Origin of the sequence: Leptolyngbya sp. DQ-M1 (assembly GCF_039962505.1) — a bacterium.
In the GTDB taxonomy this organism is placed as follows: Bacteria; Cyanobacteriota; Cyanobacteriia; order Leptolyngbyales; family Leptolyngbyaceae; genus Leptolyngbya.
The window spans coordinates 1-15,420 of sequence record NZ_JAMPLJ010000011.1; the positions used below are offsets into that span (position 1 = coordinate 1).

Genomic DNA, 15,420 nt, shown 5'->3' on the forward strand with positions numbered 1-15,420 from the left:
GTTTTTTACCTATTTGTATCACCCACAGTTCCCGGTCGTGGAAGGATTGCTGATTCCTCTATGCATCAACGATCAAGCCCTGGGCACGCTTTGGATTGTGTCGCATCGCGAGGAACGGCGTTTTGATCCTGAGGATCAGCGGCTGATGATGAGCCTGGGAGGCTTTACGGCTTCTGCCCTGCACAGTATGCAACAGATACAGCAGACGGCAGCAACTGCATTGCGACAAAGTGAGCAGTTTAATCAGCAGATCCTCGACAGTAGCGATGACTGCATCAAGGTGTTGGACTTAGAGGGACGGCTGCTATTCATGAGCCAGCCCGGGCAAACGTTGCTGGGCATTGAGAATATCACACCCTTTCTTAACACGTCTTGGGCGGAGTTTTGGCAGGGAGCCGATCAGCAAGCGGCAATCGAGGCGATCGCCAAGGCCAGAACAGGCGAAGTTTGCACCTTTCAAGGCTATCGTCCGACGCTGAGCGGTGAACCTAGATGGTGGGATAGCAAAGTTAGCCCGATTCGAGGAGCAGCGGGGCAAGTTGAACGGCTGCTGTGCATTTCGCGGGACATCACCGCACGCAGGCAGAGCGAAGACAAACGCAAACAGGTAGAAGAAAACTTGCGGCAGTCAGAAGAGCGGTATCGAACTATTGTCAACCAGGCAGTGACGGGCGTGGCGTACAGCGAGATTGGTGGCAACCTGACGATCGTGAATCAGAAATATTGTGATATCACGGGTTATTCTGCCGCCGAACTGAGTCAATTGCGAATGGCTGACATTACCCATCCAGATGATTTGCCAGGTAATGTCGAACTCTACAATCGCATGGTGACTGAAGGAGCACCGTTTGAGATCGAGAAGCGCTACATTCGCAAGGATGGCTCGATCGTCTGGGTCAATAACTATGTCTCTCCGATCTACGATCGCACTGGGAAGCCGCAATCGGTTGTGGCAGTGGTGCTTGATGTCACTGATCGCAAGCGGGCTGAGGCGGCACTAAAGGCGAGCGAGGCGAAGTACCGGACGCTGTTTAGTTCGATGGACGAAGGGTATTTTCTCGCTGATGTCATTTTTGACGAGAACAACCAGCCGATCGACATCTTCTATATAGATGCAAATCCAGCGGCAACTCGAATGGTGGGGCAAGATTTCACCGGACGACGGCTGAGCGAGATTGACCCAGCTTATGAACCCTATTGGTATGAAATCTTCGGTCGCGTGGCTCGCACAGGCAAGGGCAATCGCTTAGAGCAATACGCTGAGCCAAATCAAAAATGGTATGACTTCTACGTCTTCAAAGTGGGTGATAAGAACAGCCGCCGTGTTGCCGTCGTCTTTCAAGACATCACCGATCGCAAACAAGCAGAAGAGCGGTTGCAACGCGCCGCCGACTTAGATGCGTTTCGTGTCTCCCTCGCCGACGTGCTCCGCTCCCTTGCTGACCCGGTAGACGTTCAAGCAACTGCCACCCGTGTGCTGGGCGAATATCTCAGTGCAAACCGTGTGGTCTACTTCGAGGTTCGCGGCACTGATTACGTCGTTGAACGCGATTACGTCAACGGTGCCGTAGCACTCGCGGGTGGCTACCCCATTGATTCATTCGGATCTAGACTGCTCGCGGATTTCCGTGCGGGTCGTACCGTGTGCGTACCAGATGTATCAGCAGATCCCTACTTGTCTCCGACTCAGCGATTAGCTTATACCGCCATTCAAATTGGTGCCCACATCAGCATCCCACTAGTTAAGGACGGCGAGTTCGTCGCAGGGCTGGCAGTTCACACGTCTGAACCGCGCGCTTGGACAGAGGATGAAGTGGCTCTAGCCGAAGAAGTTGCCGAGCGGACCTGGGCGGCAGTTGATCGCGCCCGCGCTGAAGCAATTGTCGCAGCAGATCTCCAAGATACGCAGCGATTGCGCGAACTGGGGGTGAGACTGGTGATCGAAGGCGACATTCAAACCCTGTACCAAGAGATTTTGTCTACGGCGATCGCGCTCATGCAGGCAGATGCTGGCACAGTGCAAATCTTCGACGAAGCGACGCAAGATCTGGTACTGCTTGCCACGCAGGGCTTTGAACAAACGATCCGCGAGTCCTTCTACCGGGTGAATGCAAGTTTTAATACGTCCTGCGGTATTGCCCTTAAGAACGGTGCTCGCACTTTTGTCAACTTTGATGTGCCCGAGAGTGAAGACCCCAGCGGTTCAATGCGACTGCATGTGGAGGCTGGGTACCTCTGTGGACAATCTACTCCGCTGATCACCCGTGCAGGCAAACTAATCGGCATGGTTTCAACCCATTGGCATGACCATCACCACCCCAGCGATCCTTCGGAGCTTGGCAAAGCCAATCGCGAGTTGCGGTTTCTGGATCTGCTCGCTCGCCAAGCCGCTGACCTGATTGAACAACGCCAGACTGCTGCCGAACGGGAACAACTCTTAGCCCGCGAGCAAGCCGCCCGCACCGAAGCCGATCGCGCCAATCGCATTAAGGATGAGTTTTTGGCGGTGTTATCGCATGAATTGCGATCGCCCCTCAATCCGATATTAGGTTGGGCAAAACTCCTGCAGAGCGGCAAGCTAGACGCAGCCAAAGCCCAGCAGGCATTGCAGACGATCGAACGCAATGCCAAATTGCAATCAGAATTGATTGAAGATCTGCTGGATGTTTCCCGGATTCTCCAAGGAAAGCTCAACCTGAACGTTAGTTCGATCAATCTGTCCTCCATCATCGAAGCGGCGATGGAAACAGTACGGCTAGCGGCAGAAGCCAAATCAATCCGCCTGGAAGCAAGCTTTACGGAGACGGGTTTGGTTGCAGGTGATGCCACTCGGTTACAGCAAGTGATGTGGAATCTGCTCTCTAATGCCGTGAAATTTACGCCAGCAAGGGGACAGGTCAACATTCAATTAGAGCAATCAGATTCCTATGCCCTAATCAGTATCAGCGATACTGGGCAAGGAATCGCGCCTGACTTTCTCCCCTATGTATTCGACTACTTCCGTCAAGCTGATGCAGCAACAACTCGGAAATTCGGAGGACTGGGATTAGGGCTGGCGATCGTGCGGCATTTAGTCGAACTACACGGTGGCACAATCGCAGTCGAAAGTCCTGGGATTGGGAAGGGCGCAACCTTTACCGTCAGGTTGCCACTCATGCCCATCCAGGCGATCACCGATCCCGATAGTCGATCGTCAGAGCCATCTTCTGACTTAAATGGGATTCAAGTCTTGGTTGTAGATGATGAACCGGATTCACGAGAGTTCGTGGCGTTTGTGTTGGAGCAAGCGGGCGCAACCGTACTTACTGCAACGACCGCTGGTGAAGCATTAACCCTGCTCATTCAAGCTAAACCAACGGTGCTGCTGAGTGACATCGGTATGCCAGATATGGATGGCTATATGCTGATGCGACAGGTGAGAGCGCTGCCACTCGAGCAAGGGGGACAAGTTCGGGCGATCGCGCTCACTGCTTATGCAGGCGACTTCAACCAGCAACAAGCCCTGCAAGCAGGATTTCAACAGCATCTCTCAAAACCAATCGAACCAGAGAGATTAATTCAAGTGATTTCTCGCCTAACTCAGTCTGCTGAGCGATCGCCTTGAAGCTTAGCAACACTCTACCTTCAGCTTTTCCTTTGGTTATAGCCCTCTCGCTATTCTAATATTTAGCTGAAAATGATTTATTTCGACATCGGCTTCACTCAGGGCAATTTGCGAAAGGGCAAGCGTCATGAGCGTTCCCAATAATGCTTGTATTGCGTCGATTCTAGATAAAATATAATTTTTAATTCAATATCTACAACTGTAGTGCTAGAGAAGATTAGGCTTCCCCACCTTACCATTTTTGCAACACAACCAATTTGAGACGATTCAATCCCTCTCTGCTCTCCAGAATATTTTTTAGGTTCAAAGTTCCCAAAATTAGCTCATTCTAGCGGGCGCGATAAACTGTGCATTTTACGACTGATTCAGGCTTGACCGAACTGAAGTAGATTCCGTAAAATCACTCTCGACTCACCGAGTATAATTTTACACAATGCTTGCTTAGTGAGAGTAAAAAACTACTCCGCTTAATGTCACCCTCAACACGCATTTCAGTGTGGGAGTTATGAGCCAAAACTATTTTGCTTTCCTCGGTAATGCTACTTTAGCAGCCGCTATTCTCGTGCTTGCTCAAGCTAAAGGTGTTTCAGCAACACCTTCGCAAATTGGTCAACTCGATGCAGCTTCGGTGGCTTCACAATCTCATGTACAGCCGCTTGCTGATGCCAGCAGCCAATTGAAAGATGACGACAAGAAAGAACGTGAGGATGATGAGGTCAAGAAGCTGCCCAAATCGGTTTCTTCTGCTGTTCTCAAAGATGCAGCAAACCGGACTGGTGCAGATATCGCGACCTTGCGGATTGTTAACGTCGAACAGTACGACTGGTCTAATAGTTGCTTAGAATTAACCAGCGGACAAATGCGTTGCCTTCAAGCAATGGCGCAAGGCTATAAAGTCGTTGTGATGCGCGAGCAGCAGTATTGGGTCTACTACAGCAGCGCATCTGGTTCGATGGTCTCCTACGACGAAGCAATGTCCCAAAGGCTGATTGCCCAATCCACTGCTGAGGTTACTCAATCGCAAACCGTAATGAGCACCAGCACTCAGAGTATGAGTATGACCAGCACTCAAAGCATGGGCACTCAGAGTATGAGCAATGCTGAAACTATGGCTAGTGCAGAACAAAGCTCCAGCAGCACAGCTTCAATGTCACAAAGTAGCACCACAACTGCTACCAGCGCGACAATGATGAGCTTTACAGATGTCTCGACAAGCTACTGGGCGAGTTCATTTATCTCTGAACTGGCTAAGCTGACGATCGTTGAAGGCTTTCCAGATGGCAGTTTTCGCCCTGAGGAAGTCATGACCAAAGCACAATTTGCAGCAGTGATTCGCAAAGCCTTTGAGCAGGCTAAAATGCGAAACGCGATCGCGTTTCAAGATGTTTCTGAGGGCTACTGGGCTTACAGTGCCATCAGCAAAGCGTATGAGATGGGTTTCTTGGGTGTAAACGCAGAGAATCAATTCAACCCGAACAGCCGTCTCACCCGCCTAGACATCTTGGTTGCGTTGGCAACTTCACTCAATTACACGACAGTAAGCGGCTCTGTTGAGAAGATTTTGTCAGTATACAGTGATGCAGCAACTATTCCTGTCCAGTATCGCTCTTTGATTGCTGCTTTGACAGAGCGAGGAATTATTGTCAGCTATCCCCAAACCAGTCGGCTTGACTTAACTCGTGTGGTGACTCGATCAGAAGTCAGTGCCTTCGTCTACCAATTCCTAGCAAGCACTGGGAAAGTTGAAAAAATTTCCTCCCCCTATATCATTCAATCAGAAGAAATCAGCAGCCGTTCTAAGCCGACGGGCAAGCAGCACTGCAATCAGGGAATCGGAAATGGATCAGAAGGGTGCGATCCTGGTAACTCTCGTCCTCACGGTGGTAGTAACGATGAAGCTGGAAGAACACCTGGAAATCGCTAGACGGTGTTGTGCACTTTGAAAGCGAATTGTAACAAACTGTTTGGCCATCAAGATGACAAACATAACTATACCTAACCCTGCTAGGGTTAGGTATAGTTAGCCTAAGTCAGGGAGGCGGCTCCCTGACTCGGCTTCAGAATCGGACATGATTCGTTAAAATCATCTGGCTCCTCTCCAACTTGATTCGGTGTAAAGCTAGACACAGTAGCTAATAATTTCGCCAGATAGCGATGACGGGAATACATGGGTAAGCGGATGCGAACGGAGTTGAAGCAGTACGATTATTCTACATTCCGGTTAACCTGACAATGCCAGGGAAACATAGCCTTTTAGATTCAGGCCAGAATCTTATAATCGCGTCAAACTCCCCCGCCAATTACACTCTCAGGAAACTGCTAGAAGTAATGCTAGATGCTTGAACTCCAATTAGGGAAGCAAGTTTCTCTGATCCCGCTCTAATCAGCGTATTGCTGCCGTCTTGTAATACTGTGAGGTCATTGTAAGTTAAGCCAGCCGTTAGATTAAAGCGAGTCGAGCCTGCTGAGTAATTGTAGAGGGTGTCAATTCCACTGCCACGAGTCAACGCGATCGTATCTTGACCACCGCTTAGGTAGATCGTGTCATTTCCTAAACCGCCATCGATCAGGTTGATACCAGAACCAACATAGATCGTGTCGTTGCCAGCTCTACCATAGATGGTGTTGTTACCACCATAGGCGTAGATTTTATCGTTGCCGTTGCCGCCATCGATGTAGTCACTGCCAGCGGCACCATATAGCTCATCATTGCCATCTCTACCTAGCAGAATGTCATTTCCGCCATTTCCATAGATTTTGTAGTTGCCAGAACCAGCGTAGATCGTGTCAGCTCCAGCAGTGCCCTGAAGAGTGCCGTTTTTAACAGTGCCCCGAATCAAATTGGCAGGGTTGATCGCGATCGTGATGGTATCGGTATCAGTCTTCGCTCCCTCTGTTCCAGTGTTACCCAAATCATTGGTTTGAATGGTGAGGGTAACAGAGCCATTAATCACGGATGGGGCATCTGGAGTAAACTTCAAGCCATTGAGAGCGTTATTGAGGTCAGTTAATGTCCCTTGAATCGTGATTGCAGCCGAGTTGTCGCTACCGTTGATCACCGTCAGTCCATTGGTGTTGCCTAAGCTTAAGAAGCCGTTATTAACTGACAGTTTGACCTGCTCCACACCACCATTTGCATCGACATCATTGATAGAAATCATATTTCCTTCTATCGAAGAGAAGGTTAGGAAAGAATCCTGAGTCGCGGTTTGAGCACCAGGAACCGTATTGATGGGAGCATCGTTGACAGGGTTGATCGTTAGGCTAGAAACTGCGCTCTCTTTGCTGAAAGCGGTTGATCCCCCATTCAAGCTGGTATCTACTTTGTTTCCAGCCGTGCCACTGGTTTGATCCCAAGCTCGGAAGTTGAGGTTGATCGTGCCGTTGTAATCAAGCGCGGGGTTGAACCGCATTAGAATATTAGCATCTAGCAGCAAGGCTGAGTTATCGTTGACACTGCCAAAGTCAGTCCAGCTTGTACCACTGTTGATGGAGTATTGCCAGGAACCAGAACCTGTTGTTCCGATAACGGCAATTCCCTGCAATGCTCCAGCATCCTGGTCAACAACTGAGTTCGCCAAGATCGTAGAGAGGCGGGTTCCAGGATTGGTAGCCGGATCTTCATCGATCGCGGCGAAGTTTTGCACCTGAATGGAATTGAGAACAGGCGCATCATTTCGATCGTTAATGGCGATCGTCAGAACCTTGTCTAAACTCAATCCACCCTGATCGGTCGTACGCACTCGAATGCTGTAGGTAGACTTTGTTTCAAAATCTGGGGAGAGATTGATTTGCAGTTGATCGCTGTTAATGGTGAATTGAGTGTTGTCAGTATCTCCAGTTCCAGAAACCAGACTGTAAGTGAAGGTGTTACCCGGATCAAAATCGGTTGATGAGAATGTGCCAACAACTGTGTTCGCCGAAACATTCTCATCAAGGCTTGTTGTGCTCAAGGCTAGAGCGGTAGGAGCACTGTTAAAGAGGAATCGAGCGACTGAGGGATCGTGATCGCTGACTTGATCAACAAACTCAGAGTTAATGTGAACAACATCAAACCCATTTAATTGATTGAGCAGATTTTTGCTCACTAAGATGTGATCCAGCGTTTGAGCATTCCCTTCAAAGTTGTAGGTATACCGTTCGTTTGCAGGCAACGTTTCAATCAGATTATTGAGTCCACCACTTTTGAGAATGTTGAGTGGATTGGAGAACTCAAAGTCATTCAAGTCGCCAGCAACAATAACGTTGGCGTTAGGGTTGATCGCCAAAATACTTTGAACAAAGTTCTTGACGATCGTCGCCTGTTGATTGCGCTGAACTTCGCTACTCAAGGTTGGCGGTTGATTGGGGCCAAATAGGGGTTGATCGCCTCCCTTTGAGTTGAAGTGGTTGCCAATGACATAAACGGTCTGTCCGTTGAAAACAAACTCACCAACTAAGGGTTTACGACTCACATTGAAAGCAGAATTGGTAGGATCGATCAGACCAGGGCTAGCAGACAGATCAGGAATGCCATCATTTCCGACATCTGTAACTATGGTGTTGGAGATTGAGGTGCCACCCGGACGATCGACAAATGTAACCCGTTGCGGATTGTACAGGAACCCAACTCGGATGTTTCCACCCGGTTCTCCACCATTGGTGTCATCGACCGGATTAATCTGACGATATTGGTAGGTGGGACCTCCTGCGGCTGCGATCGCGTTGATCAAGGTCTGATAAGTCACGCTCGCATCAACCACAGAATCATTCGTTGAACCATTATTGTCCTGAATTTCTTCAAGATTGATGATGTCGGGAGATTTTAGATTTGTGACGATCGCACTCGCCAGCCCATTGAACTTAGCAGCACTATCCCCCGGATCAAGGTTCTCGACGTTGAAGGTCGCAACCGTGAGCCGATTAGGATCGCCCACGAGGGAAGTAACCTCCTTAGTCAAAGAACTGGAAGTCACGACCGTTGGCGCAGTAGAGGGCAAGACTTCATAGTTGTTGAAGTTATAGTTCACCACACCTACGATCGTACCGAGTTGCGCTCCAACATTAACCTCTGGCATTCCACCAGTAAACAGATTGTCATCAATTTGAATCCGTTCCGGGTTGAAGTCGGTTGGGTTGATCAAGCTACCGCCGCGTGCAGTTTGGCTGGTCGCATTAGCGCCGTTGTCTGCCAATACCCAAACTTCGCCAAAGCTATTAGTAGGGCTGGTAGTAAAAGGGTTATTAATCTGCACCCGCATCCCTTCCAGACTTTCGTAAAAGTCGATGCCGTCCTGCGCTGGATCAAAAATGCCATTGTTTTCCACATTGCTGGCATTGTTTTCAATGATCGATGTTGGAATGGTGCGCCCTCCGTTGCCTAGAGCGATCGTGGCAGGTAGCGCGTTACCGGACGATATTTTGTTAATGGTGGGATTGGTAACCTGCGTTGTCGTCAAGTTATTGGCATTGTTACCAGGACGGAATTCAGTGACTCGACCACTGACCTGCACAGCGTCACCCACAACAGCCGTTGGAAGAGAACTGGTGAAAACAAAGATACCCTCCGAGGTGCGGATGTCATTGTCAGCAATGGGATCTTGTAAATAAAATCCGTTACTCGCAACGGCGGTGACAATCCCTTGTACGTTGTTCACATCTTTGCCATTGAAGGAGGAAATGTGACCAGCGCCTTGAATGTCACTAATCCGAACAGGTGGCGTAAACTCAAACACTGCTACGGTTTGGCTGACTTCATTTACAGTCACAAGCAAGGGTTTACCCGTGGGACTATCTGCCGCTGAGATGAATGTAAGACCCTCTGGACTCACATCTGCTGGGGAGTTAATATACTCAATGAATTGGGGCTTCGTCGGGTCGGTGACTTCGTAAACTACCACATCTCCCGTTCGCTCCAAACCAATGAAGGCATAGGTACGATCGTTCACAACGCCAATGACCACACCTTCTGGTTCTGGTCCTTTGTTATCGCTGCGAGTATCGAAGTTTGGTGACGTAAAACTGCCATCGGAGTTAAAAACGCTCGGAACCTGAGCAGCGGTGATACGCTCCAATTGATCCCCGCTATCAAAGACCTGATTTCCACTCGCATCCCAAATAGAGAAAGACCTCGCACCAAGCGCTTCGATGCGATCGATATCTCCATCCCCATCAATATCTCCGGTTGCATTCGTTAACTGCAACCGACCCAAATTAGCATTCTGCTTCAAGGTTGCAGCATTGGGAAACACAGTGGGATCGAGAACATAGCTGCTGCTGCCAACCCGCACTTCCTCGTTAAAGCCAGGATAGTTACGGGCATCTCCTTCATTCGCCGTGATGTAGTAGGTCTGACCATTGACAGCAAAGCTTGCGATCTCATCAGGTTGATACAATCCAAACACAGGCACATTGCGAATGTTAATGCCACCATCTTGATCGCTTGGATCGATGCCGTTACCAGGAAGATTATGATTTTTTGCTCCTAGAGGCTTAATGTCAGTCACGGTTGCAGTTGCGATGTCTACGATCGCGATCGCATTGTTTTCCTGTAAGGTGACATAAGCTTTAGTGCCATCCCCGGAGAACGCGATATATTCCGGTTCTAAATCTTGAGCAACTGTGGCTCCTGGAGCATAAATTCGCACACCTGCTGCCTTCAAAGTATTAATTTGGCTATTGAATGCTGTGAAGCCAGCCGTTTGCACCATTGCATTGGCAACACCATTTGCCAGATTGATAATACTGATCGAGCCTTCGGGGTCAAACGAGTTCGCTTGTCCGTAACTGTTGGGTTCTCCTTCGTTTGCCGTCAGCACTTTGGTTCCATCCGGCGTGAAGGTGAGCATATCTGGTAGGTAGCCAACTTCGATCGAATTTAGGAAACTGCCATCCGATGCCTTAAAGAAACTCACTCGTCCCGGCAATTGAGCATTGGTTGTCGTATTTTGAATCGCATAGGCAACCGCAACAATGCCATTTTTGGTCGCCACACTGTTGGGAATGGCTGCTGTTCCAGCAGGCGGCGTAAAGCCAGGTGCGAGGGTGCCGATCGAAGTCAGTGCGCCTGTGTTGCTGATATTGTAGATGTCAACCGTCGCTCCAGCAACTGCAAACAAGCGTTGGCTACCTGGATCAAACGCCGGAATCTCTGCGCCATTGGGACTGTTCAAGCCTCCGACTTTCTTGAGCGATCCGGTGGTGTTATCAGCGATCGTCACTGTAGCACTGCTCGTTGACCCCAGATCGTAAGCGGCTCCATCCACCAAATTCAGAATGACGGTTTCGTTACCTTCAGTGGTGTTGCCATCATTCACAGGAGTAATCGTCAGGGTTGCGGAGCTTTGCCCTGCTGGAATCGTTACTGTTCCAGGTAGGTTGTTGTAATCGCTGCCATTGGTTGAGGTTCCTCCCGCTGTGTAGGTAACAGTCAATGCTGCCGTTGTATCTCCTGTTCGAGTGATCGTGAAGCTACCAGTATTCACCGTCGTACCCGATTCGGCTGCATTGGCATCTGTTGCAGTAATACTAACGCTGGGAACTAACGGAGCATCATTATCTGCGATCGTAATGTTTTGAATCGTTGTATCCCCAAGTACAAGTCCTGCAGAGGGATTACTAATAGATAGAACCGCCGTTTCTGTTCCTTCTATCAAAGCATCATCGACTACTGTGAAGCTAACAGAACCGCTGGTTGCGCCATTTGGAATGGTGATGATCGGATTACTGAGGGTATAGTCTCCTACTGTAATGCCTGTGCCAGCTACGCCCAAGTTCACAGTTTGATCACCTGTAACCGCGCTAGAAGCCGTAGCAGTCACCGTGATTGCTGTAGTACCCGCTTCAGAACCCGTTGTGGTGCTAACCGACAAGTTGACGCTGGGAATTGCTGCACTACTGTTGACAGTAAGGCTGCCAGTGGGTAGGACTGTTCCAGTGTTACTAAATGTCCAGTTTTCTGGATCATTAATCGCAGCTCGCCACTGTTCTTTAGTTCTACTGGTGAGTGTGCTGAAGTTAAAGGCAGCATAGGTTGCCCCATTGCTAAATAAAACAGTAGTGTTGCCACCTTGGGACAACCCTGGAATCACATTGCCTGTATTGGAAGTCGTGGCGTTTTCAAATGTCCCTGTGTAATCAATCTGGTAAATTGGGGTGAATCCTGACAGCAAAGGATTGTTACCTGTGGATTGAACAGCAGCAAGTTGATCCCCGCTCGTTCCCGTTCCCTGAGCTAGAGAGAGATCTGCATAACTCCCTGATGCTCCTGACGCGATCGGTCCAGATTTTGCCCAAGTGAAGCTAGTGGATGTGTCAATACTCCGAATGACAGTACCAGCAGGAATATCTAGAGTAGCAGTAAATTTAATCAGATTTTCATTTCCATCAGCATCGCTAGCCGTCACGCCTCTGAAAGCAGAGCCAGTCCAACCGTTATCTGTGAAGTAAATAACTGTATCAGCGTCGATCGGAACGAGATTCACGAAAGAGAAAGAGTCAGGATTGCCGTTGTTAATATAGCCAACGATCGCAATATCACCGGGATTAAGAATTGTGGGTGCCATAGAAAATCACAACACGAAGAACAAGTAACACGGACATGACAAATTGCCCCAACACCTGCGAAGCAGTGGAAATCTTGAAGATGTAGGGGGCTTCTTTTTGCCGAATTGTAAAAATTGATTCTCCAGCCTGAATCTACAAATAGTGAGTAGAAATCGGCTAGGTACTAGGAGTTGCAGAATGGGATTTGAACCTAAATGTCATTAAGGACTGATACTCCTTTCAGTGTTGTTACTCACGCAAAAACTCTACATTGAGAAAAACACGTAGCTATGTAAGCACGAACACAAAGACAATAAAGATTGTATGAAGTGATACCGTAGAACTCTGATGAAAACACCATCTAGCAGCCGACTTAATCGCTGCATTCAGTTCTCGCAAGCCCATCCGTGTCGCCATCACCACGATCAGAGCCGAAGGCTATGCAGCGTTATCTAAAGAACTCAGACCATCTCAATTAATACCTGCTACAGATAAGATGAACCAGTATCCGGCGATGGATGCGATCGTTTTCTGGCAAAGCTGGTTGAGCAGATCGCGCGCATCCAGATTCCTCTGATTGTGTCGCAAATACTTTCTAGGACATTGTCAGGCTAACCGGAATGTAGAATAATCGTACTTCTTCAACACGGACAAGCTCAAGAGCTACGAAGCGGCGAAGAAATAGGTGATAACGGTGGTAACAGTAAGCCAAAGTGCCGCTGAATTGGCGCTTTCGAGTGTTATCACCGTGTGAATTAAGGTGGTAACAGTTGCACTTATGCCAGGTCAGCAGTGTTGATTGAAATTCAATATTTACATTTCGCCAAGGCTCATCTGAAATTTTGATCCTACTTATATTGGGAACCTATTATTTTTCTGGATTTAAGCATCTCCCAAAAGTGTAAATTTGCAATAGCCTTTACCAAAGGGGCAGGCTCTCCTTTTGGTTGTGTCGCAAAAAATCCTGACTACGCTACAGAAAGAGCAGTTACACGCTAAAACTTCGACGAATGAGAAAGAGGCAGGGTTGGTCTTTCCAGTGCAGGTGCGACTCAAGCAGCATTCGGTTCGAGTGAATGGTCAGGAGGTTCCCCTTACCCCCGGCATGGCAGCCACCGCTGAAGTTGTCACGCGTCAGAAAACTGTACTCAGCTTTTTGCTAGACCCGATCACGGGCAGTTGGGATCGGGCCTTTTCAGTGCGCTAAGGGGAACCAGAGAGCGAAACTTTTTAACGTCAGTTCGACAGATTAGAAGATGGCAGGAGGCGGAGCAGGCAAGCCTTTTGGTTGCAAGTCGAGCGAGGGTAACTTGGGCTGATAGGTGTAGGCAATCAATCCTGCCAATAGGTTGACGAGGAAGTTCCAGCCACTGGGATGATCCGGCGGACAGGCGACCACCTGTTTGCTATAGCCAGTTTTGAGCAAAAAGTTACACAACCTGGTAAATCAATGCCCCAAAAGCAAGCTCGATCGCATCGGGTCTAGACGAAGGCAACCGTTTCGTTTAGCCGGGGAGGATTGAGCGGATCATGTCCAATCTGCTGAGCAATGCGCTCTCTTGCCAAGCTACGGTATTCAGCAAAATGCTCCCCGGCTGCACACAATCCAATATAGAGATTCAGCGATCGCGGTCTGCGGCGGATCATTTCCCAGAGTTGCCGCCAAAACTGTGCACGAATGTCTTTTCGACAAATGCCCTGAAGCCAAATCACCTGCATGATTAATCGGAGTCCCTTTCCGAGTGGGAAATGTAAGCTTTGACGCAGCCGTGGATTCGGAGCAATGTCTAGGCAGTGCTGAAAACAACGCTTTAGATAGTTCGCGGGTTCATACAATGTCCAAAGCGTACTGATATAGTCGTGAGCAATCTCATCGAGCGATCGAGTGGGATGAAAATTCATTAAGGTATTTTGATCACCGACCTCTAGGGCATCTTGGTGAGTCCGCCGCAGTCGGTTCTCTCGCTTGAGTCGTTCCCATAAATCGGTATTGGGAAGCGCCTGAAGAATCCCTAACATGGGTTGTGGAATCTGGGTTTCTTCCACAAACGCTCGAATGCGATCGCCCGCCCCCGATCGCTCTCCATCAAATCCGAGAATAAATCCAGCATAGATTAACAATCCTGCCTGCGCGATCGTGTGACACGCTTCAACTAAAGGACTGCGGGTGTTTTGATATTTACGAGTTGTTTGCAGACTATCTTGATCGGGTGTTTCAATCCCCAGGAACACCCCATAGAAGCCTGCTTGCACCATCAAATCTAACAGTTCTGGATCATCAGCCAGATTGACGGATGCCTCGGTGACAAAGGTAAAGGGATAATGATGTGCCTCCATCCACGGAATCAGATCGCGCAAGAATCGTTTAACGTTGCGCTGATTGCCAATAAAGTTGTCATCCACAATAAACACTGAGCCGCGCCAGCCGAGATCATAAAGAGCTTGAAGTTCTGCGATCGCTTGCTGGGGCTCTTTAGTCCGGGGCTTACGTCCGTAAAGCGTGATGATGTCACAGAATTCGCAGTTAAACGGACAACCCCGCGAGAACTGAATCGCCATCATCAAATAAGCATCTAAATTGAGTAAATCAAAGCGCGGAATCGGGCTCGTGGTCACATCGGGCTTCTCCACGCTGCGAAAGACTCCTTGTTCTGCTCCGGTTGCAAGGGCAGCAATCCATTGTGGAACCGTCAGCTCTCCTTCATCTAACACAAGATAGTGGGCACCTGAAGCTAAAGCTTCTTCTGGCAGCGATGTCGGGTAAGGCCCACCCACCGCAACTTTCTTACCGCATTGGACTGCTTTTTGAATCAAGGCATGAAAATCGGTTTTTTGTGCCAGCATTGCAGACAGAATGACTAAATCACACCAGTTCCAATCGTCGTCGGTTTCGAGTTGCACATTGCGATCGCAAAACCGCACCTCCCACTCGGCTGGCAGCAATGCAGCAGCCGTCAAAATTCCGAGCGGTGGAATAAAGGCTTTTAGTCCTGCCATCTGCATAAAGCGATCGTACGACCAAAACGTTTTAGGAAACTTGGGATAAAGCAAGAGCACTTTCATAGACCATTCTCACTAAGGATGAGGGGCAATCGTGCAGCACATCGTCAAGCGTAGCGACCAAAGGGGATACATTGCCCTTTGCAGTAAAAGTTGTAAAGTCTAGTAATTCATTTTGAGGTCAGTTTATCAGTAATGTTAAAGAAGGTTATAAATTTTAAGATTCGCAAGACGTATTTTTGAAACGGCAATCGATCGGGAAGACGGGACGACGGAGCTTGCAGGTCGGCGCA

The 15,420-nt window shown here is 48.9% G+C and carries 6 protein-coding genes; 3 read left to right on the forward strand and 3 right to left on the reverse strand.

What is annotated here, in order from left to right:
• Both NC981_RS22460 and NC981_RS22465 read left to right on the forward strand, forming a co-directional pair.
• A partial coding sequence (locus NC981_RS22460) for a PAS domain S-box protein (RefSeq protein ID WP_348244935.1) occupies nt 1-3,604 on the forward strand: 3,604 nt, incomplete at its 5' end.
• A 505-nt stretch (nt 3,605-4,109) separates the two neighbouring features.
• The gene (locus tag NC981_RS22465; RefSeq protein ID WP_348244936.1) at nt 4,110-5,528 is read left to right on the forward strand and encodes an S-layer homology domain-containing protein; all 1,419 of its coding nucleotides are present in this window, start codon (nt 4,110-4,112) and stop codon (nt 5,526-5,528) included.
• A 376-nt stretch (nt 5,529-5,904) separates the two neighbouring features.
• Here NC981_RS22465 and NC981_RS22470 read toward each other — a convergent pair whose 3' ends face one another.
• Nucleotides 5,905-12,147, reverse strand: coding sequence for a choice-of-anchor I family protein (locus NC981_RS22470; RefSeq protein ID WP_348244937.1), 6,243 nt, complete (start codon nt 12,145-12,147; stop codon nt 5,905-5,907).
• A 929-nt stretch (nt 12,148-13,076) separates the two neighbouring features.
• Between NC981_RS22470 and NC981_RS22475 the strand changes: the two genes are divergently transcribed.
• Nucleotides 13,077-13,334, forward strand: coding sequence for a hypothetical protein (locus NC981_RS22475; RefSeq protein WP_348244938.1), 258 nt, complete (start codon nt 13,077-13,079; stop codon nt 13,332-13,334).
• Nucleotides 13,335-13,376: 42 nt separating this feature from the next.
• Here the strand turns inward: NC981_RS22475 and NC981_RS22480 are convergent, their stop codons facing one another.
• Together NC981_RS22480 and NC981_RS22485 are read right to left on the reverse strand one after the other, a co-directional pair.
• Nucleotides 13,377-13,553, reverse strand: a complete 177-nt coding sequence (locus tag NC981_RS22480; protein ID WP_242026988.1) for a hypothetical protein — start codon at nt 13,551-13,553, stop codon at nt 13,377-13,379.
• 56 nt (nt 13,554-13,609) lie between these two features.
• The gene (locus NC981_RS22485; protein ID WP_348244939.1) at nt 13,610-15,190 is read right to left on the reverse strand and encodes a DUF4070 domain-containing protein; all 1,581 of its coding nucleotides are present in this window, start codon (nt 15,188-15,190) and stop codon (nt 13,610-13,612) included.
• Nucleotides 15,191-15,420: the final 230 nt, after the last annotated feature.